Origin of the sequence: Changchengzhania lutea (genome assembly GCF_006974145.1) — a bacterium.
GTDB classification, from domain to species: domain Bacteria; phylum Bacteroidota; class Bacteroidia; order Flavobacteriales; family Flavobacteriaceae; genus Changchengzhania; species Changchengzhania lutea.
This window is the reverse complement of sequence record NZ_CP039456.1, coordinates 1,404,935-1,430,121: the sequence shown is the minus strand read 5'-3', so window position 1 is coordinate 1,430,121 and position 25,187 is coordinate 1,404,935. Positions and strand designations below refer to the sequence as shown.

Below are 25,187 nucleotides of genomic sequence, written 5' to 3'. Positions count from 1 at the left end.
ATCCCTTGCATTTACTTTCATTTATCTGTAACTTATACCTATATCTTGGTATATGGAATGGCTAATTAAATTAACAAGCAATCTAATAATCTTTGTGTATTTAAAACCAAGGGTAAAAATAACTAATGCAATAAATTCAATACTAGAAAATGAAATTAAAAAGAGTAAAAGTAAAATTTATTTATTCTTAATATCAGCACTATTGTTTGTTGTTATTTTACCAATCATAATTGTCTATCATCAGTATCCCTTGCTATTGAAATTGAAATGGTCACTTTGCTTTTTAGTTTTTTTCAGCATACTCATAGTGTTTAGTAATGCGTATTATGATGCAAGATTTAGATTTAATAAAAAAGAGACTTAGCAATGACGAGTTAATTAAAATTTTAAAATTGATTCAATCTTATACTTGGAGACGTTTTGTTGTAGGCTTGCCTACCAATTCATTGAATAAAATATTTATGACTTTATATTCTGAAGTTGATACAGAAGAGTATTATGATTCTATTGCATTAGCTTTAATAAAGAAACGTGGTGGTGCAAAATTCCCAACCGACGAAGATTTAAAAACAGCATTGAAGGATAAAGATTTATATAATATCCAATCAAAAAACAGAAATTATATGTTTGAGTTGTTAGAGAATTATAACAACAGAGAATATGTAAACACTTCAAATGAAAACATAACAATTGAACATATTTTTCCTCAAACCCCAAATGAAGATTGGAATAAAAATATAACACCTGATGATTATTTTCAGTTTAAAGAGAAGTATGTAAACACAATTGCTAATTTAACTTTATCAGGTAATAATGGAGCTTTAAGTAATAAATCCTTTCCAGATAAAAAGATGATGAACCGACAATGTGGTGAACAAGGTTATAATTATAGTCGTCTTTGGCTTAACGATTATCTTAAAACCATTAATAATTGGAATATTGAAAACTACAATGAAAGGTTTGATTTAATTTACAGTCGTTTTCTTAAAATATGGGAATACCCAGATGTAGAAATACCTGTTTCGGATAATACAGAAGAACAAAATCTATACAATGCAGAATCACCTAAACATAAAAAATTAGAGTATTTTATTTTTGAAAACACTAAAGTAGATGAAGAGGTTATTGCTCAAATGTATTTTTATGTAATTGAAAAATTATACGAGAAAAACGCACAACTATTATTAGAAGCTAAAGATGTATTTAAAATGTCTCGTAATGCATCAGATTTTAGAGCACCACAAGAATTGCAAAGTGGTTATTTTATTGAATCAAATATAGATAGTAATTCTAAGTTTAGTACACTTAAAAAATTACTTCCATTATTTGAACTTGAAGATGAGTTACTAATAAAATATGCTGATAGTGATAGTGGTAACGTACCTAATCGTTTTGGTGTACGTAAAGAATATTGGAAACAGCTGTTGCCTTTAATTGTAGACACTGAACTATTTTCTAATGTAAACCCAACTAAAGACCATTGGTTAAGTTCTGGAGCTGGAATTAGTGGTTTAGGCTATACATTCGTTATAACTGGCAAGTATGTAAGAATAGAATTAAGTATAGGTTCATCAAGCAAAGAACTAAATAAAAAATACTTATTATCTAATAAAGAAAGTATTGAAAACACATTTGGTGGTGAACTTGAATGGGAAGAATTAGCAAACTACAAAATGAGTCGTATTAAATATGAATTGGGTGATGTAAACTTATTTGATAAAAACGATTGGGATAAAATGAATGAATTTTTAGTTACCTACTTACCTAAATTTGAAGTGGCATTACAACCAGCGATTAAGAATTTGAAGTAATTTAATTATTTAAAAAAGGCATACAAAAAGGTTACAATAAAAGTTGTCAAGTTGTCAAGCATTTGATGTAAAGCAGTTTAATCTCCTTGGTTCGAGCCCAAGAGAAGGAGCTTAGTAAGAGAAAGACTTTACAGAAATGTAAGGTCTTTTTTGTTTTAGCAAGTCCATGTATCGGGTATAGTCGGATTCAAGAATTTTTTTATTTAAAATATTTCAATAAAATTTCTAAAATGGGATTTGTATTGTTATTATCCCATACAATGGATAAAATTGTTCGTTGAGGAATTTTATCCAATTCAATAAACTTCACGTTTTTATAAAATTTAAGTTGTAAAGATTTTGGAACTATAGCAATGCCTAAATTATTTTCAACTAATTTGTAAATGGTACTTGAATGGATTGTATTATGAGAAATTTGAGGGGTAAACCCACTATCGTCAAAAATTTGCATTACTTTTTTGTGATAAGACGGACTGAATTCTTCGTCAAACAGGATAAAAGATTCATTTTTAAATTGAGAAATGTCTTTAAAATTTGTACTATCTATTGGATAATTTTTTGGAAGAACTAAACAAAAAGGTTCTTTTAAAACTTGCTGAATATTTAGATCTCTTGAAACCCTTTCTAACCTTGTGAAACTTACATCAATATTTTGCAAAAATAAATGTTCTATTTGTCTTTTATTGTCCATTTCTTTTAAATTAAATAGAACATTTGGATGATCTTTCTTAAACTTCAATAGTAGATCGGGGATAATTTTTTGCATGGCAGAGCCTACATAACCTAAATTTAAAATACCATTCTTTCCTTCATGAAGCAATTTAGCATGGTTGAAAATATGATCTAAATTTTTTAATTTTCTTGAAAGTTCAGTTTTAAGATACAGACCGACCTTGGTCAAATTTACTTTTCTGTTATTTCGTTCAAATAATTTAATTCCCAAATCATCTTCCATTTGTTTTATTTGCCTGCTCAGTCCTGGTTGAGAAATGTATAATCGCTCCGCAGCTTTTCTAAAGTGCAATTCTTCAGCTACAGCTAAAAAATAGCGAATATGTCTTAATTCTATTTGATTACCCATAAACATCAATAACTTACTTAATTAGTCTTGTTAGGTATTAAAAATAAGAATAAATTTGGACAAATGAAACTTCATTTTTGATTTCACTCATAATTTTCTTATGGAAAGGGATTTAATTCAGAGCAAAATTTATATTAATTAATACAATATATGAAATGGGTAATTAAAGAAGATAAACTAAAATTTGTTATAAAATGAACTACTGTATTTTACAGCGATAATAATTAATTATAAAACACAAGCTTATGAATAAAATTAACAACATCAATTCCGTTTTTAAGAAAAAAAGGAATCTTAGAGATTATATATTAATTACGTTTCTTGTATTAATTAATATAAATTTCAGCCCTGTTTATGCAAATTCAATATATACAGATAACATAATTAACCTTCAAGAAAAAACAATTACAGGTACTGTTACTGACAATTCAGGGATACCTTTACCTGGAGTAAATATTATTGTAAAGGGAACAACTAAAGGAGCACAATCAGATTTTGACGGCAATTACACAATCGGTATTAGTGAGGGTGAGGTTTTAATTTTTTCTTATGTAGGATTCAAATCATTAGAATTTACAGTAGGAGAATCAAACATTATTAATGTGACAATGGAAGTAGATAACCAATTAGACGAAGTCGTAATAACTGCTTATGGAACCTCTAAAAAAAGCAGTTTTACAGGATCTGCACAAACTGTTAAAACAGAAGCAATTGTTAGAGAAGCTACTAGTAGTTTTGAGGAGGGATTACAGGGTAATGTTGCTGGAGTTCAGATTGCTACTACTGGACAACCAGGTGGGCCATCAAATATTCGTATTAGAGGGGTTGGTTCGGTAAATGGGTCATCTCAACCTTTATACGTAGTTGACGGTGTGGTGATTAACTCGGATGCCACTTTAAGAGCTTGGGGAGGAGCTAGTAATGGGAGTATTCAAGCAGAGAATCCCTTAACCAGTATCAACCCTAACGATATCGCAACTCTTACAGTATTAAAAGATGCAGCGGCAGCTTCCTTATATGGTTCTCGAGCAGCTAACGGTGTAATTATTATTACAACAAAACGAGGGCAAAGCGGAAAAACTAAATTTTCATTTACTTCTCAATTAGGTTTTGCCAATAACTTAGGCATGGAAAACTTAGTTAACGGAGAGCAATATAAAGAATTATGGTTAGAAGGTGATGTGAACAGGCTAATTGTGAATAATGATAATAGCGATTTTAAAGGTGTTTATGCTAATTCAAGCCTTTATAACTCTTATGTTGCTATAGCTACTACAAACTATGAACAGTTATATGGAACTACGGCATATAATAGTGATTGGATTGGAGATATTTCAAGAAATGGTGTAACTCAAAAATATAACCTTACTGCCAGTGGGGGGTCAGATACGTTCAAATTTTTTGTTTCAGGTGAATATTTAGATCAAGAAGGAACATTTGTAGGGTCTGATTTGAAACGTTATTCAGGTAGAATTAATTTAGAAAACAAGGCAAATGATTATGTAAGTTTCGGTGCTAATTTATCGATGGCTTTAAGGAAAAGGGGAGCAACTTATGAGAGAGCATTCTCATTAAATCCTTATTATATGGCACGTATGATTCCCGCAGTAGCTCGTATAAGAAATGATGATGGTTCGTACGCCGATTTGCCAAACCAGTTAGACGCAAATTCTAATCCCTCTGCTTTATTAGCATTAGGAGTGTTTACAAATGATGAATTTAGGACCAGAGGAACTTTTTGGGGAAAATTAGATTTTAATGAAAATTTATCATTCAAATCCACATTTGGTATAGAACATTACTCAACAGATGAAGTTAGTTATGACAATAGTCAATTTGGCTCGGGTGCAGGACAATGGAATGGAGCAACGGGGCAATATAAACAAGAAGGATTCAAAATAACAAGTTCTAATATTGTAAATTATAATAAAGTATTTAATGAAAAACACACTGTTAGCGCCTTAGCTGGTTTTGAAATAGAAGATACTAAGGCTAAGTGGATTGGAATAGATGGATATGATGTATTGGATGACGATTTACTAGCGCCAAATGGAGTTAACGGAAATTGGGGTTTTTCAGGTAATGAAACAGGCTATGGTTTAGTTTCTTTTCTTTCACAGGTTAACTATGACTTTGATAAAAAGTATTATTTAAGTGGAAGTTTTCGACGAGATGGTTCTTCAAGGTTTGGAATTAATTCAAGATGGGGTAATTTTTGGGCAATTTCTGGTGCTTGGAGAATAAGTCAAGAGAATTTTATGGAGGGAAAGGATGGTGTTTTTCAAGATATGAAATTAAGAGCTAGTTATGGTACAAATGGGAACTTACCGTCTCAATTATATGCACATCTTCCTTTTTTTAGTGGAGGAAATGGCTATGGAGACGATGCAGGGGTACAACTATCTCAAGTTGCTAACGAAAATTTATCTTGGGAAACAAGTGAAAATTTTAATATAGGATTTGATTTTCAATTGTTTGATAAGTATGCGATAACTCTGGAGTATTTTAATAAAAAAACTGATAATATATTATTAGACGTACCTATATCTTCTACTAGTGGATTTAATACTGCGTTAAGAAATTATGGTAGTATGGAGAATAGTGGACTTGAGTTTTCATTAGGAGCTAGTATTATAGAACAAGAAGATTTTACATGGAATACTACTATCAATACGAGTACTTTAAAAAATAAGATTACTCAATTGCCTAGCGATATTATTATTACTTCTAGAAACTATGATGAATACCCTATTATTCGTCGAGAAGGAGAAAATTTTTATTCTTTTTATCTAAGAGATTATAAAGGAGTGAATCCAGAAACCGGTAGTGCTCAATGGTATGTTTTAGATAATAATGGAAATAGAACAGGATCAATTACAGAGGACTATCAAGAAGCTGGTTACGGTATTTTTGGTCAAGCAACACAGGACGTTCAAGGTGGTTTTTCTAATGAAATCACATATAAGAACTGGAGCTTTAATTTTTTATTCACTTATGGAATTGGTGGTAGTGTATATGATTTAACCTCGTACAAAAGAGATGATGATGGGGCGAGACCTCAATATACCGTAACAACAAATCAATTAAATAGGTGGACTCCAACAAATACTAATACAAATGTTCCTGTAAGAATAAATGGAGCCACTAACGGGTCCAATGCTATATCAACAAGATATTTGTATAGTGCAGATTATTTAAAACTTAAAAACATACGTCTTGGATATAACGTACCTATTAAAAATAAGTATATACAATCTGTAAATTTGTATGCTTTAATAAATAATGTATTTCTATCAACAGAGCTAGACGGTTATGACCCAGAATCTTCGATAAATGGAGTAAATTTTTATCAAATCCCAACAGCTAGAAGTTTTACTTTGGGTTTAAAGCTTGATTTTTAACAGTAATTTTTAACAAAATAAAAGGAGAAAAATGATGAAAAATATAAAAACAATAGTGTACATGTTGGTAATGAGTATACTGCTTAGCTCTTGTGAAAATGTATTGGAAAAATTTCCTGACGATCAAATAAATGAAGTAATAGTATTCTCTACTGTAACGAAGGCAAATGGTGTTTTAATGGGAGTATATAACGAGATTGCTGGAACAAGCTATTTGGGTGCAGGGCTTTATTTACGTGCTGCCATGAAAGGCACCGATTTTAGAGCCATCAAGCCTAGTTTAAATGAGAGGAATCCTTTAAGGGTAGAATATGAATATAGTGAAACTGCTATATTAAATGGAAATGCTTTTAATATGTGGAGTTCTTGCTATAAGGCATTAAATAATCTTAATATTCTCTTAGCAAAAATTGATGAAGTACCTGGAGATGATGGTGAGCGTAACAGAATAAAAGGAGAAGCACTGGCCTTAAGAGCTATGATTCACTTTGATTTGGTAAGAACATTTTCCTATCCATGGATAATAGGTAATGGGTCGTCTCAAGGAATCCCTTTGGTTGTTGAAGTTACTGGGGCAGCAATAATAGAAAGAGGCACTGTTGCAGATGTATATGCGCAAGTAATTACCGATTATAAAGCCGCTGAAGCTTTATTGAGTCCTGTCGAAAATTCAAGATTCATTAATAAAACAGCTGTGCAAGCATTATTGGCAAGAACTTATTTATATCAAGAAGATTGGGCTAATTCGCTCATCTATGCAGAAAAAGTTATCTCAACGATGGGTTCCAGTAGCTTAATGAATATATCTAATTTTACAAGAGATCCTTTTAATTCAGAATCTTTATTTGAACTAGATTTAATTCATCCAAATAATTCTGTAGGAAGTAGTGCTATAAGTGCTCAATTAACAAACGATAATGGAGGACAGGAAGATATTTTGGCAACACTTTCATTTAAAACATTATTGACTCAATTTGCTGATGACCCGAGAGGCCAATTTTTTCAAGAGGATAGAGAAACTACAGACGAATTAAGTTATGCAAAGTATTTAGATGTTGCTCAAGAGGGGTCTCATAATGTTGTTGTCATTCGTTTGTCAGAAGTTTTTCTGATTGCTGCCGAAGCTGCAGCAAGAAGTAACGGGGACGGCGCGAGCTACCTATTTGAAGTTACCCAACGAAGAAGCACATCCTATACTTTATCAACGTTAACTGGAGATGCCCTTGTAGATGAAATCGCTATTGAAAGAAGAAAAGAGTTAGCAGTAGAAGGTCATGGTGTATATGATTATATTAGAAGAGGTAAGGACATTACTCGTGTTGCATCAGATCATGAAAATATACCGCTAGACAAAATAACGATTAAGTTTGATAATTATCAAACTATTTATCCCATTCCAATTGAAGAAATTAACGCATCAGGAATGGTACAAACACAAGGAGGATACTAATTTAGTCAAAGCTCCATAGCGCTATTTTATTGGAAATAGCGCTATGTTCTTTTATTTAAAAAAAATAAATACAATTATGGTAAATAGACATACAGCATCAAAAATAAGAAAGGTTCATCGCTATTTGGGCTTATTTTTGGGCATACAATTCCTTATGTGGACAATAAGTGGTTTATATTTTAGTTGGACTGATATTGATGAAATTCATGGCGACCAATTTCTGAATGAATCGATGTTAAAAACATCATTTAGTAATTTGATTGGCCCAAACGAAATACAATCAAACGAAGATATTACTTCATTGGAATTGTTAAATATTGCGGACAAGCCCTATTATTGGCTGAATGAAAGTAAACTCTTTGATGCTAATTCAGGTAATCCAAAAAATGGAATTACTCAAGATGAAGCATTATATATAGCTAATAAAAGAATGAGGGATGATTTAAAAGTGGTATCAATTGACATATTAACTGAGACTGATAATCATCATGAATTTCGCCAAAGAAAGGATATAGGGAAATTGCCAGCATATGTAGTTTCTTATTCAAATGATGAAGCGCTAAAAGCATATATATCAATTAATGATGGCAAATTTCAAACTGTAAGACATCGCAACTGGCGTATTTTTGATTTTTTATGGATGACACATACAATGGATTATGAAGGAAGAGATAACTTTAACAATACACTTTTAAGAATATTTTCTATTTTAGGGTTAATAACAGTAATGAGTGGTTTTTTACTATGGTACATCTCATCTCCTTCTGTTAGAAAGCTATTAAACCCAGTTAAGAAAAAGGCAAAGAAGAAATAAAGTATTGAGATTATTTTGAAGGTTTACCATGAATAATAAGAAGTTTATTTATAGTGATATATTTATTGAGAGTGTTATGGTAAGCCTTACTTCTTAACTCGGAAGCACATTGATTTTTAAGGGATTAATGAACGCCCTTGGGGAAATTGAATTAATTTGATGATTCGTTTATCTAGTTTTCATTGGTAAACTAGGAATCAAATCGCGTTGTGGAGATAGGCTTTCTCTAATAGATATTCAAATGGTTCATTAATACTATTTCCTTTATACTAAAGCTATTTTTTTTAAGATCCTTAAAAATTCTTCCGTATGGAATTTATAACGAATATGCATTCGCCCTTATAAATTTATTAAAATTTATGTCACAATTTCACCAACTAACAATAAAGAAAGTTATTAAAGATACTGATAACGCTGTAATCATTAGTTTTGATGTGCCTCAGAATTTAAACGAAATTTTTGCCTTTAAGGCAGGGCAGTATATCACGCTTAAAACTAAAATTAAAGGAAAGGAAATTCGTAGAGATTATTCGTTATGTGTTTCTCCAAAAAGCAATGAACTAAAAGTAGCTATTAAAAAAGTTGAAAACGGATTATTTTCAGTTTATGCAAATACTCAGTTAAAAGCTAATGATGTTTTGGAGGTAGCTCCACCAAAAGGACGTTTTGTTTTCGAGCCAATTAAATCTACAGCAAGAATTATTGTGGGTTTTGCTACTGGTAGTGGTATTACTCCAATCATGAGCATTATAAAGACCGTTTTAGAAGAAGAGCCTTTAAGTAAATTTATTTTAATTTATGGTAATAAAACACCTAAGGATACTATTTTTTATGCGGAATTACTAGATCTTAATCTAAAATATCCAAATCAGTTTAATTTTGAATTTGTATTTAGCCAAAGTGATGAGGAGAATGCTTTATTTGGTCGAATTGAAAAAAACATAGTAAAATACTTTATCGAAAATAAATATAAAGGTATTATTGTCGATGCATTCTACTTATGTGGGCAAGAAGCTATGATAACTGCTGTTTCAGAAGTTTTACAAGAGTATGATATAAAAAATAATAATATTCATTTTGAACTATTTAAAGTTTCAGCTCCTGCTAATACTATAAAAAATGTATTGGATGGCAGTACAAAAATAACCGTTATAATAAAAAAGAAAGAGTTGCTCTTTACAATGTCACAAAAAAGCACCATACTAGAAGCTGCTTTAAATGAAGGTATTGACGCCCCTTACTCTTGCCAAGGAGGTATTTGTAGCAGCTGTATCGCTAGACTCACTGAAGGTGAAGCTAATATGCTTCATAACAATATTTTGACAGATAGTGATATTGACGAAGGTTTAATTTTAACCTGTCAAGCACAAGCTATTACCCCTACAATTGTGGTAGATTATAATGATGTGTAAATTAGATACTATAGATTAAAATTGTAGAGGTAAGTGTATTTAAATACCTAACTTAAAAGCACACCTTGGTTACTTGCGAACAGGTTCTGTGACTCAGTGCGGAAGCTATGAAACTTTTTTGCTGAAGCCCGTCGCCCGGGTAATGAGCACGGACTGTCCTTTGGCGACTACTGCGATGTTGCTCCCTGTGCTTGTATTGCTTGCGCCTGTATTAGGCATCCATTCTTTTTGCTTAATGGTGGCTGGGGAAGGCATTTTTGGGGAATTGGTTATGGTTGCTGGAGGACCGGGAATATTACTGATGAAATGGTCAATGAGTATTTGGAGCACCATCGAAGACCAGATGATGGTAATGCAACGAATTTTATAATTGAGAAGTGACCATTGGGTGACTTTAAGTCACCATCGCGAACCTATGGACTTTTAGTCCATAGTGGTTCAGTTATTAATTTTATGAGTATAAAGGTTCCTTAAGTCTTAAAAGAGAAATCGAATAATAACCACTATTTACTTAATGAAGCTTTAACGCTCTCAATCGTAGCCTTGGAATTACCTATATAAATCGCATTTTCAATAATAATAACCGGTCTGCTTAAAAAGGTATAATGTTCCAAAATATACGCTTTGTAGTCAGACTCTTTTAAATCTATAGCTTTTAATCCTTTTGTTTTATAAAGCTGTGCTCTTTTGCTAAATAAGGACTCATAGCTACCAGCTAGGTCTTTCATGGCTTCGAGTTGTGACTTTGTAATGGGTTCCGTTTTTATATCCTGTAATATAAAATCTTCAGATAAATTTAAATTCTTCAAAATTCTAACACAGGTGCTACAGGTTTTTAAATAGTAAACTTTTTTCATTGAGAAATAATTTTCAACAAAATAAAGTAATTATGGCATTTAAACTATATTTATTAAAAAATCTGTAGCTATGACCATAACCTTTGAAGTATTATTTAAGACTAGAAAATTTTTTAGAAACTATATTGAAAACACATCGTTATCAGATTTGAATAAAATCCCAAAAGGATTTAATAATAATATTATCTGGAATATTGGTCATATTGTAGTTACCGAGCAGTTATTAGCATATAGATTATCTGGATTACCAACCATGGTTAGTGACGATTTAATCGACAAATACAAAAAAGGAAGTAAACCTGAAAGTGAAGTAACGCAGCAGGAAGTTGATGAAATTAATACATTATTATTCAGAACTATTGAAAGCACGCAAGCCGATTATAATAGTGAGACATTTAAGAATTTCCAAGAATATACCGTGTCTACTACAGGAAATACACTTTCTAATATTGATGATGCTCTAGAGTTTATACTGTTTCATGAAGGTATGCATTTGGGCTATGTCATGGCCTTATATCGCGCTATCAAAAACTAACAGCGAATTAATTTTATTATAAGGGATTACAAATTCAATAATCCCATCAGAATAAGGATCTGTCTCGTTTATGTTATATACAAATACGAGACCATCATCACTATAACCTATATTTCTTGGTAGCTTAAAATCTTTGCTATTAAACGTCATGTTTTGATCTTGTAACGCCTCTCTAAAGTAGGGTTCTGCAATGGCTTTCAATTTTGAGGGATTATTAATTAAGTTTCCGGAAGTTAGAATTGATCCTGTTTTCGCATCAAAGTTTAAAATAACAATGGTTAAAATACCGTGCGCCCCACCAGTATTGATGTAATTGCTTAGCGCGATACTTATAATTTCTTCAGATTGGAACATAACATCGCCATCTATTTGAGCCTCCCATTCTTGAGCACGCTCTGGGAAATCATTTTGAAAATTAACGAACGCATTGTTGAAATTTGCGATGCTTTCTTCTATAGTTTCGGCGTTTTCATCATCAGAATCATCAAAACTTAAAACAGATATAACCTGTGAATGAATTTCAGAATTTATATATTCAGAAATAACCGAACCTTCTGTAGCTACTGGAATATTAACCGTTACGAGATCATCGTTGTTAGATGTAAAATCAACCTCGGCAAATAATAGCTTCGTTGGTTGTTCACAGGAAAATAAAACTATATAAACACAGAGAATTAGACCATATTTTTTCATAAATGTATGACAGGTTTGTTTTAATGTTAAAGGTAAATATTGCATTTGAATAGACCGAATTTAAACTTACATTTATACAAACAGAAATTACAATGAAATTTAATACCAAAACGATACATGGCGGTCAAGAGCACGATCCAGCATATGGTGCCGTTATGCCACCAATATATCAAACTACTACCTATGCACAAACCACTCCTGGTGGGCATAAGGGTTATGAGTATTCTAGATCGCACAACCCTACGCGTAATGCTTTAGAAAATGCTTTTGCTAGTATCGAAAATGGGACATATGGTTTAGCATTTGGCTCAGGACTGGCGGCTATTGATGCCGTCATGAAACTTTTAAAGCCTCATGATGAAGTGATTTCTACAAACGATTTGTACGGCGGTTCGTTTAGATTGTTTACTAAGATTTTTCAGGATTTTGGCATCAAATTTCATTTTATCGGGATGCAAGATGCTTCGAATGTTGAGAAGTATATCAATAAAAACACCAAGCTCATTTGGGTTGAAACACCAACCAACCCGATGATGAACATTATAGATATTAAGGCGACATCTGACATAGCTAAAAAACATAATGTGATTTTAGCGGTAGATAACACTTTTGCAACGCCTTATTTACAACAACCTTTAGATTTAGGAGCAGATATTGTTATGCATTCTGCAACAAAATATTTAGGCGGCCATAGTGATGTTGTCATGGGAGCCCTTGCAGTGAAAGATACAGACTTAGCCGATAGATTGTATTTTATACAAAATGCTAGTGGCGCTATTTGTGGGCCTCAAGATAGTTTTCTGGTTTTGAGAGGTATAAAAACACTGCATGTTAGAATGCAGCGTCATTGTGAAAATGGTAAAGCGGTTGCAAAATATCTTCAAAAACACCCTAAAATTGAAAAAGTATATTGGCCAGGATTTGAAAGTCATCCCAATCACGATATTGCGAAAAGCCAAATGAACGGGTTTGGTGGGATGATCTCTTTTACCGCAAAAGGCAATAATTATGAGCGAGCTATTAAAATCATTGAGAACCTTAGGGTATTCACTTTAGCAGAGTCTTTAGGCGGCGTAGAATCTTTATCTGGACATCCAGCAAGTATGACACATGCTAGCATCCCTAAAGTAGAGCGTGAAAAAATAGGTGTTGTAGATTCTTTAGTTAGATTGAGCGTTGGGATTGAAGATATTGATGATTTAATTGCTGATTTAGAACAGGCTTTGAAATAAAGCTTATAAATGATATTCTTTAGTCCAAATAATAAATGTAGCCAAAGTTTAACCACAATAACCAATCATTATGTTTATTATACTCCAATTTATGGTTCAGGCCGTCAACCCAATCATTAAAATAATATTGTCCCCTAAAATCCAATAATAAATCAGATAGGGGGCCTAGTTTGTAGCGCACGCCAATACTGGATACAACGGACCATGTTGTGCCACCATTGGTATTAATAGGATATGTTGCACTTGGATCGTCTACCCAAAACGAATAAATATTACCAGCATCAAAGACATCTCCAAATGCTACCGTTGGATCTGGGCTATTATAAACTGTTTTTGCCTTTGGGCTATAAGATGTGAAATGCGCACCCAAACTAAGATAAGGCGCAAATTTGTAACCATAAGATTGAAAAGATCTTATACTTAAAGGAAACCATTCTAATTGTGTGCCAATATCAAGGTTTTGGGCAACTCCTGTGTGTGCTCTCAATCTATTCGCATCAGCGCTAGTTTTGGAAGGATCAACAAATTCACCAGCATGTTCTAAATTCGTTCTATTCCATGAAATTTCGTTTCTAACCTTAAAATGATCATTAAAATAGGTGTCTGTTGTATAACAATTACAATCGGCACTGTAAGCGAAATTCATATAATGTAGAAGACCAATCCCTACACCTGAATTCTCAAAATTTGTTTGCGAATCCTCCCTTACACCAAAATCTGATCGAAACTGAACAGGACCAGCAACAATGCCTATTTCATGAGAAAAGCCTAATTGTGCAAATGAGAAGTGGCAAATAAAGAACAAGCAAAATATTAGAGCTAAATGTTTCAAATTAAGCATAATAAGGTTTTGACTCATAGGCGCAATTAAGAACAAATATATAAAAACTGAGGGTAGAAACAAATATTAAGAAAATGACTAAAATATCATCAAATAATTAATTGCGAATTTCAAAAAAAAATGATGTAATTTTTAAAGATAACGTATATTTGTGCATTGAAATTGCAAATTTATAAATTATAATACAAAATTGAATAAATGAAAGACACAATTGATTCGTTTTTAGATCTTGTTAAAGAACGAAACGGCAACGAACCCGAGTTTCTGCAAGCTGTTGAAGAAGTAGCAGAAACGGTACTTCCTTATATTGTTAATCATGATATTTATCATGGTAAAAACATTCTTTTAAGAATGGTAGAACCAGAACGGGCTATAACCTTTAGGGTTTGCTGGGTAGACGATTCAGGAGAAATTCAAGTAAATAGAGGTTATAGAATTCAAATGAATTCAGCCATTGGACCTTACAAAGGCGGTTTGCGTTTTCACCCGACTGTCAACATGAGTATTTTAAAATTCTTAGCCTTTGAGCAGGTATTTAAAAATAGTCTGACAACTTTACCAATGGGAGGAGGAAAAGGAGGAAGTGACTTCGATCCTAAAGGAAAAAGCGATAACGAAATCATGCGTTTTTGTCATGCCTTCATGAGTGAATTATTTAGACATATTGGAGCTAATACAGATATTCCTGCTGGAGATATTGGTGTTGGTGGACGAGAGATAGGTTTCCTGTTCGGTATGTATAAAAAACTAAGAAATGAATTTACAGGTGTTCTAACAGGAAAAGGAATGTCTTGGGGAGGCTCTTTAATACGACCAGAGGCAACGGGTTATGGCAACGTTTATTTTGCGCAAAAAATGCTACAAATTAGAGAGGATAGCTTTGAAGGAAAAGACGTCGTGGTTTCTGGATCAGGAAATGTGGCACAGTATGCCGCAGAAAAAGTGCTGCACCTAGGCGGAAAAGTATTGACACTTTCAGATTCTTCAGGATATATTCATGATGAGGAAGGCATTGATGCCGATAAGTTGAAGTTTATTATGCATTTAAAAAACGTGGAACGCGGTAGAATAAGTGAATATGTTAATGCATATCCTCATGCCAAATTTGAAGCAGGTAAAACGCCATGGGGGGTAAAGTGTGATATCGCCTTACCATGTGCTACTCAAAATGAACTAGATGAAGCAGATGCCGAGACCTTATTAAAAAACGGCTGTTTTTGCGTAAGTGAAGGCGCTAATATGCCATCTACAAAGGAAGCAATAACTGCATTTCACAAAGCTAAAATTTTGTTTGCACCGGGGAAAGCATCAAATGCGGGAGGAGTTGCAACCTCTGGGTTAGAGATGACTCAAAATTCGTTACGATATAATTGGTCGAGAGAAGAGGTCGATGAGAAACTGAAAGATATTATGGAAGATATCCATGATAAATGTATTGAATATGGAAAAGACGATGATGGTTATGTCGATTATGTAAAAGGGGCTAATATTGCCGGTTTTGTTAAGGTGGCAGATGCTATGTTAGCACAAGGCGTGGTTTAGAAAGCACCAATAGTTAAATTATAAAAGGCTTCTTGGAAACAAGAGGTCTTTTTCATTTAAAATATATTATTTTCTGCTAAAACCCGTTACTTATAAATATATTTACATTTAGAACACACTTATGCTGAAAAAAACCTTTTCACTATTTATTCTCCTGTTGCCATTGCTACATTTTGCTCAAGATTTTTCAGCATTATGGGAAGGTCATTTTTCGTATTTTAATATTAAAGATGTGATCCCTGGGAACAACAAGATATATGCTGCTGCGGAGAATGCGATTTTTAGCTATGATACCGACACTAATGACATTGAAAAACTAACCACGGTTAATGGGCTGTCTGGAGAATCTATATCAACTATTTATTACAGCACGACATATGAATTATTAATTATAGGCTATGAAAATGGCTTGATTGAAATTGCTTTTGATAATGACGATAAAATTCTAACGGTAGTCGATATTATTGACAAACCAACCATTCCTTCGATAGATAAAAGAATCAATCACTTTAATTCATATAATAACGTCATTTACATATCTACAAATTTTGGAATTTCTGTATTTGATTTAGAGCGATTGGAGTTTGGAGATACGTATTTTATAGGCAATAGTGGCGCTCAATTGCAAGTCAAACAAACAGCCATTAAAGGCGATTACATTTATGCAGCCTGCTCAAATGGAAATGGTATAAAAAAAGCACAAATTTCAAATCCAAATTTGATTGACTTTAGGAATTGGCAAACTATTACTACGGGTAGTTTTTTATCCGTCGAGTATGTGGAGAATGCATTATATGCTGTTAATACGGGAAGACGTATTTTTGAGATAGTGAATGATGTTCCCGTAACGCGGTTTACATATAATGATGCACCACTTCATACCAATTCTGTCAACAACCGTTTAACCGTAACCACTAAAAATGATGTATTCGTTTACGATGCGGCTTTTAATTTAATAGTGCAAGCAACCGTATCAACGGATTTTCCAACGGTATTCACATCTGCCACTTCAGATTCAGAATTTCTATATATTGGCACCAAAAATTTTGGTGTTTTGAAAACAGCCATTGCAAACCCTGTAAACTATGGAGAAATTCATCCCGATGGACCATTATTAAATACACCTTTTTCAATTCAAGCAGGGACTAATAAAGTATGGGTTTCTTTTGGTGATTATACGAGTAGATATGTTCCCTCGCCAGTAAGACCTTATGGCCTTAGTAAACTTGATGACGAATTATGGAGGAATATTCCTTACGATAGTTTGTTTAATTTGAGAAATTTAAACAATATTGCCATTAATCCATTTAATCCTCAACAAGTATTTGTAAGCTCATTCCAGGATGGTTTGTTAGAAATCCTGGATGATATTCCTACCAACCGATTTGATCAAACCAATAGTGGTTTGGAATCCTACGCACTGCCAACCGATCCAAATGCTATTGGTCTAAGGCTTTCGGGATCGGTGTTCGATAGAGACGGTTTATTGTGGTCTATGACGGCCATAATAGATAAGCCATTAAAGTCTTATAACCCCAATACAGACCAGTGGCAAAGTTATGATTTTAGCTCCTTAATCCCAGATCCTTTTGGTAACCTTGGATTTAGCGATCTTGTTATTGATAATAATTCTACCAAATGGATTGGAAGTTACAACTATGGTCTAATTGTATATAACGAAAATAGCGGCACGCCATTATTAAAAAATATAAGAGAAAAAGAAGAAAATATGCCAACAACCCGAACTTGGGCTGTAGCTTTAGACAAGAGAAATCAATTATGGATAGGTACGGAAAGTGGATTGCGGGTGCTTTATAACACATCCGACTTTTTCACTAATGATAATGCAACGGTTGAAGAAATAATTATTCTTGAAGATGGCATTGCTAAGGAGTTATTATTTCAGCAGTTTGTGACCGATATAAAAGTAGATGGCTCCAATAACAAATGGATTGCTACTGCCGATTCAGGATTATTCTATTTTTCTTCGGACGGCCAACAAACCATTTATCATTTTACAACAGATAATTCACCACTACCTTCAAACACGGTCAATGATGTCGCAATAGATGATGTAAACGGCATTGTGTATATTGCCACAAGCAAAGGTTTAGTCTCTTTTCGGTCGGGGTCTTCGGATCCTTTGGAAGACTTAACAAACACCTTCGCATATCCCAATCCCGTTAGACCGAACTTTAATATAGTAGATGAAAAGGTCAAGATTAAAGACCTTTCTGAAAATGTAAATATAAAAATAACAGATATTGAAGGTAATTTAGTTGCAGAGGCGCAGTCTCGAACCAATCAAAGATATAATGGTTTTAATCTCGAAATTGATGGCGGAACAGCCTATTGGAATGGTAAAAACCTAGCGAATAATATCGTGGCTTCTGGTGTCTATTTGGTGATGCTATCAGATTTGGATACATTTGAAACACGCATTATAAAATTAATGGTGGTTAGGTAATGCAGGTTTTCACAAATGCCATTGTTCTTTCTAAGCTAAAATACCGTGATAACGATTTAATAGTCAAGTGCTATACGGAGCAATTGGGCGTTGTTAGTTTTCTTATTCGTGGGGTCTTAAAAAGCAAAAAAGGCGCTTCAAGAGTAGCCTATTTTCAGCTTCTTTCGCAATTGCAATTAAACATCGTTTATAAAGGCAATCGTTCATTGCAGGCCATCACAGAAACGAAACTTAATCATCAATATACCAGTTTACATACGCATATTTTAAAAAGTTCGATTGTTATGTTCCTTTCCGAGGTTTTATCGAGCACCTTGCAAGAAGAAGAAAAAAATGAATCGCTATTTAAATATATTGAAACCACGCTACTCTGGCTCGACACCCATTCGAATTATTCAAACTTTCACTTATTGTTTTTACTTAACCTCACCAAGTACCTAGGGTTTTATCCCGAAGATTTTAATACAGATTATCAATATTTTAACCTCAGTCATGGTCAATTCGAGTTAAAAAAAACAGATCGATATTCCATTTCAGGAGAAAATTTAATACTCTTAAAACAACTAATGGGCACAACATTTGATGCACTTTATTTAGTGAAGATTAACGCCAAACAAAGACAAGCATTTTTAAATATGATTTTGCTCTATTTTGAATTACATTTGGGCAGCTTTAAAACCCCTAAATCCTTGAAGATTTTTAATCAAGTTTTTAATTAATACATGAAATTTTTTTACGGATTCTTAACTTTTTTATTTGCCATAACCAGCATGCATGGGCAACAAATAAAGGTGCTTAATAAAAGCAGCAACGCACCTGTTTTTGGGGTGGCAATCTACAATATTGACAAATCTAAAAGTGTTGTTACAAATTTTATTGGGGAAGCCAATCTTGATAAGTTTTCAGATACTGAAACCATTTATCTTAAACACTTATCTTTTGTTTTAAAAAGCCTTACGAAATCTAAACTCGGGATCGCTAATCGCATTTATTTAGAATCGAACACGCAAGGCCTGGAAGAAATTGTTATTTCGGCCTCTAAATTTCAACAAAGTAAAAGAGATATTCCTCAAAAAATAATAAGCATGAATGCCGAAAGTGTGGCATTTGTGAATCCGCAAACCACTGCCGATTTGTTAGAAAGTACAGGACAGGTTTACATTCAAAAAAGTCAGTTGGGTGGTGGCAGCCCGATGATTCGTGGGTTTTCAACCAATAGATTATTAATTACGGTAGATGGCGTACGCATGAACAACGCCATTTTTAGAGGGGGAAACTTGCAAAATGTGATTTCCATAGACCCTTTTGCTATTCAAAATACAGAGGTGACCTTGGGCTCGGGTTCTGTAATTTATGGTAGCGATGCCATTGGGGGCGTCATGAGTTTTTATACCCAAAAACCCAAGCTGTCTTATATAGATTCTTTAGTTATAAGGTCTCAAGTGATTACGCGCTATGCTACCGCTAGTGATGAGAAAACAGGACATATCGATTTTAATTTAGGATTCAGGAAATGGGGTTTTGTAACGCATGCCAGCTATACCAGTTTTGGGGATTTACGAATGGGAGCAAACGGACTAGATGCTTATTTAAGACCAGAGTTCGCCATACGAGTAGATGGTGAAGACATAAGTATTTTAAATAGTAATCCAAAGATTCAAAGATATTCTGGCTATAGTCAGTTGAATCTATTGCAGAAAGCGCGCTATGAACCTACCGAGAACTTGAGTTTCGATTTGGGATTGTATTACACCACCACCTCAGATATTCCTAGGTACGATCGTTTAATTCGCTATAAAAATAACAGCTTACGGTCTGTTGAATGGCATTACGGCCCACAACGTTGGTTCATGTCCAATATGCAAGTCACTAAATTAAGCAGTGGCTCTAATATATATGATAAAATAAAGGCCACGATAGCCTATCAAAATTTTCAAGAAAGTCGATCGGATCGTGATTTTCAATCCGATATTAGAAGCACTCGGGAAGAAGCTGTAGATGCCTATTCATTCAATTTAGATTTTGAAAAAACGGCGAGCTTAAAAACCCGGTTCTATTACGGAGCAGCGTATGTGTATAATAAAGTAAAATCTAAAGGCTTAGAACAGAATATTGCCACACAAGAATTAAATTCAACAGTGTCCAGATACCCAAATGGTGCCAGTTGGCAATCGGCAGCAGTGTATGGCAGTATTAAATATAAACCCAATTCCAAATTTGTGTTTCAGTCGGGTTTGCGTTTTAATCATGTGGTATCGAAAGCAGACTTTTCAGAGAATAATATATATTTAAACTTACCATTTAATGGATCGACCAATCGCGCAGGGGCGCTCACAGGAACCGCGGGTATGACCTGGTCTCCGAATAAGATTATGCAGTGGAAGTTAAATGCCTCTTCTGCGTTTCGTGCACCCAATATTGATGATATTGGTAAAGTATTCGATTCCGAACCTGGATCGGTGGTGGTGCCTAATGAGGCCTTAAGACCAGAATATGCTTATGGTGGCGAATTGGGACTAAAATTAAATTTCAATAAGAAACTTATTTTAGACATGAGCACTTACTATACGTATTTAGACAATGCGCTTGTAAGACGTGATGCTACCCTAAACGGTGCATCAGAAATCATGTATGATGGAGAACTCAGTCAAGTACAAGCCATTCAAAATGCGTCCAAGGCATGGATTTATGGGTTTGAGGTGGGTTTAAAACTTCCTATATCTACCCAATTACAACTCACATCGCAGTACAGTATTATTGGTGGAACAGAGGATAATGATGGAGTTGAGGTACCCATCCGTCACGTCGCACCACACTTTGGAAATACCCACCTTATTTGGAATCAAGGGGATTTTAAAGTGGATGCATTTTTGAATTATAATAATGAATTAGCCTTCAATCAATTAGCGCCTTCTGAAGTGGAAAAAGACTATTTGTATGCTAGCGATGCTGATGGGAATCCTTTTGCACCCTCATGGTATACCCTTAATATAAGAACTCAATATACTATTGGAGCTTCTACAACTATTACGGCAGCCTTAGAAAACATTACAGACCAGCGTTATAGACCCTATTCTTCGGGAATTACGGCAGGAGGAAGAAACTTAATTATGGCTTTGAAGTATCGTTTTTAAAACCTGGGTTCGATTAATGTTCAAGATTAAAAAACCTGAATTTCAACAACAAATAATTCTTTTTCATATCCTGCAAGGTCTTATTTTGACCTTGTAGGTATTAGAATTACAAAATAATTCTACAAGATTTGAAAACCTTGTAGGATTTTAATAACTAATTAAAAATTTATTAATCAACCCCAGATTGTTTAAAGCATAACAAAGCCAACAGTTATGACGACTCGTTGAAAGAATCTGGTCGCCAACTATTTTGATGCCACTACCCATTTGAAAACGCATTATTTTTTTAGAGCCTTTTTAGTAATCACGGCACCATTTGACAAGGTCACCTTAGCAATATAAACCGTGTTCTTTAAATTGGATAAGGTAAACGTTTCGGTAGGTTGCGTCCCTTTTAAATTGTACAAGGGTCTGCCCAATACATCAAAAATAACAACAGTTTTAATGTTTAGATTAGGGTTTACGCTAAACTGTACACGGTTACCATTACTTTCTATAATTTTCAATCCATGCTGCTCTGCGCGGAGTTCTTCGGTAGAAAATGCACTGGCAGTAAAGGCGATTTCAAAACGCTCGTTAAATTCCCCGACTTCGGATGTAAAGCTATAATCTGATGCCGATAAATCATGCACGGTGTTTAAAAGTTTGTCATTTAAAAAGATAGGATTGTTGTCTAAAAAGTCGCCTTCTAATTGCGCAATAGATAGTTTGTATAAGGTAGCTACATCTATAGTCGTACTAAATCCAAGTGGTATAATTTCATCTTCATTTAAGCTATGTGGTGATTTTCCTTGAATAGCGAATTTTTTATCAGAATTTTCTATAATAGTATATAGTATTGCAGAAGTACCAGCAGATGGACTTTTACGAGCATCAAAATAAGCACCATCATCATCGTTAGAAGCACCGTTTATATAAGCGACAAGAGTTTGATTATACACGCCATTATCAGAAGTTAAATCAATCCATAATTTATTAGCATTTAAAGTAGAACTCTTTTTAGTATATGAGTTTTTAAAGAATTGACTGTTATCCGTAGTCCCAGAAGTACGCATCCCATTATTAAACCTGACCTCTGTTGTGTAAACATCTCCAGAAAACAAATCGGCAGGGGCATCATTAGACATGGATACAAAAAAGGCTTGACCCGAAGGGATAAATCGATTTGGCTGTATCCCATCGCCACCGGCAGTTTCACCCGATCCATTGATTATAGCGTAGTCTGAGGCTGAAAAATTTAGTGCTTCATTTCCATTGTTATTAGCAGAAAAATTCGTGTCTTGAGACCATAAAAAAATCGCACCATCTATATATGGGATGCCAGTATAATCGATGCCGCTAATATCTTGAGGAATAGCACTATTGACTTCTAAAAACAGATCCGCATCAATAGCTGAAGGATATGGGTTTCCTATTAAATTCCAGTTGTTGTCTGCCATTTCAGAGTCATTTCTATATACAGGAATTTTATAAACACCATTATGAAAATCACCTGTAAAAGTAAATCTAAAACTTTTATTAGATGTTCCTGGCACAATATTATAGGCAAACTCAGTTAATGTAGTAGCGTATCCAACGCCTGCTTCCATAACTGTCGTGCTATCTACCCGTGCCCAATCATTGCCATCATCATCTACATCGTCCTGACCGGAATCAGATGAATTGTCATTATTGGATTCGGCAGTGGCATCCAAAAAATCCTGCCCATTATATACAAAACGTCTACTAGGTTCAGAGTCAGGAATCGCTCCAACAATAGTTTCATTTGAAACAGGCGAACTCCAATAGGTGTATTCATACCAAGCGTCCATAGGAGCGGTTATTTTGTCAACGGACATAGAACCGCTGTTTATAAGATCACTAAAATCATTTCTCTGAACTATAGCACCTGTAGGTGCAATATCAATAGAACTTAAAGCATCAACCCTTATATCATTTTGAATTTCCACAAAAGTGTTATCTGCAATAAATAAATCGGAATCGTTAGATACGGTTAAATTACAAGCACTAAAACTTCCGTTTGTGCCAGTGTTAAAATCAGCGTTAATAATTGCAGGTGTTGTGATATCTGGTCCGGCACCAGCGTTATCCCAAGAAGAACCATCCCAAGTCACCGCTGAACCACAAGGGTCTAAAGTCCCCCAAATTTCAATATTGTCGATGGCAATATCTTCTCCCTCGGCGTTTAGTCTAAATTCTATCTGGATGTCTAAAAGACTCCCTATACCACCTATGGTTTCAGAGAATTGCACGAACTCATCCGTGATTTCTGTACCATCACCTGTACCGTCAAAATCTGTATCTATTCTGGGTGCGCTATTGTCACCCCCAGACCCTTCAATCCATAAAAGGTCTGAATAAATTCCGGTGTCATCAATATCATAACCAATATGGACATAGTCTGGGTTATCCCAATGATTTGTACTTCCATCTACTAAATCATCCTCAGCAAGATGTATTTTAAACACTAAATTAGAATAGCCGCTTACGTTCAAATTGTTTAAAAATAATCTGGCAATATTGGGTCTGCCATCAGCGCTATGATCTTGGGCGGTAAAATAATAAGACCCTTGTTTGTTGGTAAATATTTCTGCTCTAATATTAGCCCCGTCTGTTCTAATAAAATAATCCCTTCCATCCGTTCCTGTTCCAGGATCAACAAAATCTGTAAATTCTGGAATACTTGTAGAATACCCTCCTGATTTTTCAAAATTTACTTCAGCTAATTTTATTTGCCCAAACCCAAAAGACACCACAAACAAGCAACCTATTAAAAATGTAAGGGATGATTTATAAGTCAAGTTTTGCATCGTGTTACCTTTTGAAAATCTACGATTTGGTTTTTATAAATTTTTATTCTTATTGTTAATGTATCTATTGTTATTTTTGAAAGCCTATGCAATCAAATAAAACATATACCCTACAAGAAGCTACCAAAAAACTAGAGCATTATTGTGCGTACCAAGAACGTTGTCATCAAGAAGTCAGGCAAAAATTAGTGTCTATGCGTATGATACCTGAAGCTATCGATATGATTGTAGTACACCTGTTGCAACACAACTTTCTTAACGAAGAACGTTTTGCCAAAACATTTGTAAGTGGTAAGTTTAGAATTAAGGCTTGGGGTCGACGCCGATTAACTTATGAACTAAAGCAAAAGGACGTGTCCAAAGTTAATATAAATCAGGCACTTGCAGAAATACCAGAGGCGGAGTATATCGAGATTTTTAATGATTTAGCCGAAAAAAGAGCGAAAATCATTACCGAAATGCATGTTATGAAGAAAAGAAAGAAGTTTATAGATTATTTTTTATATCGCGGTTGGGAGTCGCATTTAGTTTATGCTAAAGCACACGAAATCATCAAGTAAGGCATAAAAAATCGGGTAAAGAATAATTCTCTTATTCGCTTTTTTTAAAAGTATAGGGTTTATAAGTTAAAGGCAGCACCTAAATTTACGGTAAACTGGTTGTGTAGTTTTTCATCTGGCGTTAATCTATCGGTATTGTATTTAGCAAAAGGCGTATTGAATTCGGTATAAATCCCGAAACCTTCAGTAAAAAAATAACGCATCCCTAAATGGCCGCCAAAGTTTTTTAAACCAAAACTTAAACCTGGGTAAATATCAAAATTCTCATCAATATTAACCACACTGCCTAAGTTGGCGTTAAAACGCGCTCTAACATCAAAACGATCTCCAAAATCAGCATCAAGCGCATCATCAACACCTAAGGCGTAGGTAGACGAAAGACCTAAAGACATGTTCTCGCCAACACCAAAATCGTAACTGGCGTTAAGCCCTGTACCATTATCTTGAAAAATTTGCACCAACTTGAAATTTGTTATCGCCACTACCTATAAAAGCTTGTGCATTTATTAAGTAAGCACTTAATAAGGTTACTACTAAAATTATTTTC

General features: G+C 34.0%; 18 protein-coding genes and 1 pseudogene. 13 read left to right on the top strand and 6 right to left on the bottom strand.

Annotated elements, in window-relative coordinates:
* Window positions 1-326: 326 nt before the first annotated feature.
* A complete protein-coding gene (locus FAF07_RS06665; RefSeq protein WP_246067793.1) occupies window positions 327-1,811 on the top strand; it encodes a DUF4268 domain-containing protein in 1,485 nt (494 codons plus the stop codon).
* Window positions 1,812-2,010: 199 nt separating this feature from the next.
* Here the strand turns inward: FAF07_RS06665 and FAF07_RS06660 are convergent, their stop codons facing one another.
* Window positions 2,011-2,892: a LysR family transcriptional regulator gene (locus FAF07_RS06660; RefSeq protein ID WP_142784365.1), complete on the bottom strand. Its 882-nt coding sequence runs from the start codon at window positions 2,890-2,892 to the stop codon at window positions 2,011-2,013.
* 245 nt (window positions 2,893-3,137) lie between these two features.
* On the opposite strand from FAF07_RS06660, the gene FAF07_RS06655 reads away from it, so the two are divergent.
* The 5 genes and pseudogenes from FAF07_RS06655 to FAF07_RS18830 all read left to right on the top strand — a co-directional run.
* Window positions 3,138-6,293: a SusC/RagA family TonB-linked outer membrane protein gene (locus FAF07_RS06655; protein WP_142784364.1), complete on the top strand. Its 3,156-nt coding sequence runs from the start codon at window positions 3,138-3,140 to the stop codon at window positions 6,291-6,293.
* Window positions 6,294-6,324: 31 nt separating this feature from the next.
* Complete coding sequence (locus FAF07_RS06650; RefSeq protein WP_142784363.1) at window positions 6,325-7,743, top strand: RagB/SusD family nutrient uptake outer membrane protein; 1,419 nt, start codon at window positions 6,325-6,327, stop codon at window positions 7,741-7,743.
* 76 nt (window positions 7,744-7,819) lie between these two features.
* Window positions 7,820-8,557, top strand: a complete 738-nt coding sequence (locus FAF07_RS06645; protein ID WP_142784362.1) for a PepSY domain-containing protein — start codon at window positions 7,820-7,822, stop codon at window positions 8,555-8,557.
* Window positions 8,558-8,916: 359 nt separating this feature from the next.
* Window positions 8,917-9,969, top strand: coding sequence for a ferredoxin--NADP reductase (locus tag FAF07_RS06640; protein ID WP_142784361.1), 1,053 nt, complete (start codon window positions 8,917-8,919; stop codon window positions 9,967-9,969).
* A gap of 243 nt (window positions 9,970-10,212) precedes the next feature.
* Window positions 10,213-10,350: pseudogene (locus FAF07_RS18830) on the top strand (IS200/IS605 family transposase); the annotation flags it as partial.
* Window positions 10,351-10,472: 122 nt separating this feature from the next.
* Here FAF07_RS18830 and FAF07_RS06630 read toward each other — a convergent pair.
* Entirely contained in the window at window positions 10,473-10,826 is a 354-nt protein-coding gene (locus FAF07_RS06630) for an arsenate reductase family protein (protein ID WP_142784360.1), read from the bottom strand.
* Window positions 10,827-10,896: 70 nt separating this feature from the next.
* Here FAF07_RS06630 and FAF07_RS06625 point away from each other — a divergent pair, with 70 nt between their 5' ends.
* Window positions 10,897-11,361 (top strand): DinB family protein, encoded by a 465-nt coding sequence (locus FAF07_RS06625; protein ID WP_142784359.1) that lies wholly within the window; start codon window positions 10,897-10,899, stop codon window positions 11,359-11,361.
* Here the strand turns inward: FAF07_RS06625 and FAF07_RS06620 are convergent.
* Window positions 11,338-12,054, bottom strand: coding sequence for a DUF3298 and DUF4163 domain-containing protein (locus tag FAF07_RS06620; RefSeq protein WP_185956530.1), 717 nt, complete (start codon window positions 12,052-12,054; stop codon window positions 11,338-11,340). The genes FAF07_RS06625 and FAF07_RS06620 overlap by 24 nt on opposite strands.
* A 92-nt stretch (window positions 12,055-12,146) precedes the next feature.
* Between FAF07_RS06620 and FAF07_RS06615 the strand changes: the two genes are divergently transcribed.
* Window positions 12,147-13,286: a cystathionine gamma-synthase gene (locus FAF07_RS06615; protein ID WP_142784357.1), complete on the top strand. Its 1,140-nt coding sequence runs from the start codon at window positions 12,147-12,149 to the stop codon at window positions 13,284-13,286.
* Window positions 13,287-13,305: 19 nt separating this feature from the next.
* On the opposite strand, the gene FAF07_RS06610 is transcribed toward FAF07_RS06615, so the two are convergent.
* Entirely contained in the window at window positions 13,306-14,127 is an 822-nt protein-coding gene (locus tag FAF07_RS06610; protein ID WP_142784356.1) for a THC0290_0291 family protein, read from the bottom strand.
* 198 nt (window positions 14,128-14,325) lie between these two features.
* Between FAF07_RS06610 and gdhA the strand changes: the two genes are divergently transcribed.
* From gdhA to FAF07_RS06590, 4 genes are all read left to right on the top strand, one after another.
* Window positions 14,326-15,669, top strand: a complete 1,344-nt coding sequence (gene gdhA / locus FAF07_RS06605; protein WP_142784355.1) for an NADP-specific glutamate dehydrogenase — start codon at window positions 14,326-14,328, stop codon at window positions 15,667-15,669.
* A gap of 121 nt (window positions 15,670-15,790) precedes the next feature.
* The gene (gene porZ / locus FAF07_RS06600) at window positions 15,791-18,136 is read left to right on the top strand and encodes a type IX secretion system anionic LPS delivery protein PorZ (RefSeq protein ID WP_142784354.1); all 2,346 of its coding nucleotides are present in this window, start codon (window positions 15,791-15,793) and stop codon (window positions 18,134-18,136) included.
* Entirely contained in the window at window positions 18,136-18,855 is a 720-nt protein-coding gene (gene recO, locus FAF07_RS06595; protein WP_142784353.1) for a DNA repair protein RecO, read from the top strand. Before porZ ends, recO begins: the two co-directional genes overlap by 1 nt.
* Window positions 18,856-18,858: 3 nt before the next feature.
* Window positions 18,859-21,270 carry a TonB-dependent receptor plug domain-containing protein gene (locus FAF07_RS06590; protein ID WP_142784352.1) on the top strand — a complete coding sequence of 804 codons (2,412 nt, stop codon included), beginning with the start codon at window positions 18,859-18,861 and terminating at the stop codon, window positions 21,268-21,270.
* A gap of 278 nt (window positions 21,271-21,548) precedes the next feature.
* Here the strand turns inward: FAF07_RS06590 and FAF07_RS06585 are convergent, their stop codons facing one another.
* Window positions 21,549-24,080 carry a T9SS type A sorting domain-containing protein gene (locus tag FAF07_RS06585; protein ID WP_142784351.1) on the bottom strand — a complete coding sequence of 844 codons (2,532 nt, stop codon included), beginning with the start codon at window positions 24,078-24,080 and terminating at the stop codon, window positions 21,549-21,551.
* An 86-nt stretch (window positions 24,081-24,166) separates the two neighbouring features.
* On the opposite strand from FAF07_RS06585, the gene FAF07_RS06580 reads away from it, so the two are divergent.
* Window positions 24,167-24,640 (top strand): regulatory protein RecX, encoded by a 474-nt coding sequence (locus FAF07_RS06580; RefSeq protein WP_142784350.1) that lies wholly within the window; start codon window positions 24,167-24,169, stop codon window positions 24,638-24,640.
* 59 nt (window positions 24,641-24,699) lie between these two features.
* Here the strand turns inward: FAF07_RS06580 and FAF07_RS06575 are convergent, their stop codons facing one another.
* On the bottom strand, window positions 24,700-25,098 hold the full coding sequence (locus FAF07_RS06575; RefSeq protein ID WP_317130339.1) for a DUF6646 family protein: 399 nt from the start codon (window positions 25,096-25,098) through the stop codon (window positions 24,700-24,702).
* Window positions 25,099-25,187: the final 89 nt, after the last annotated feature.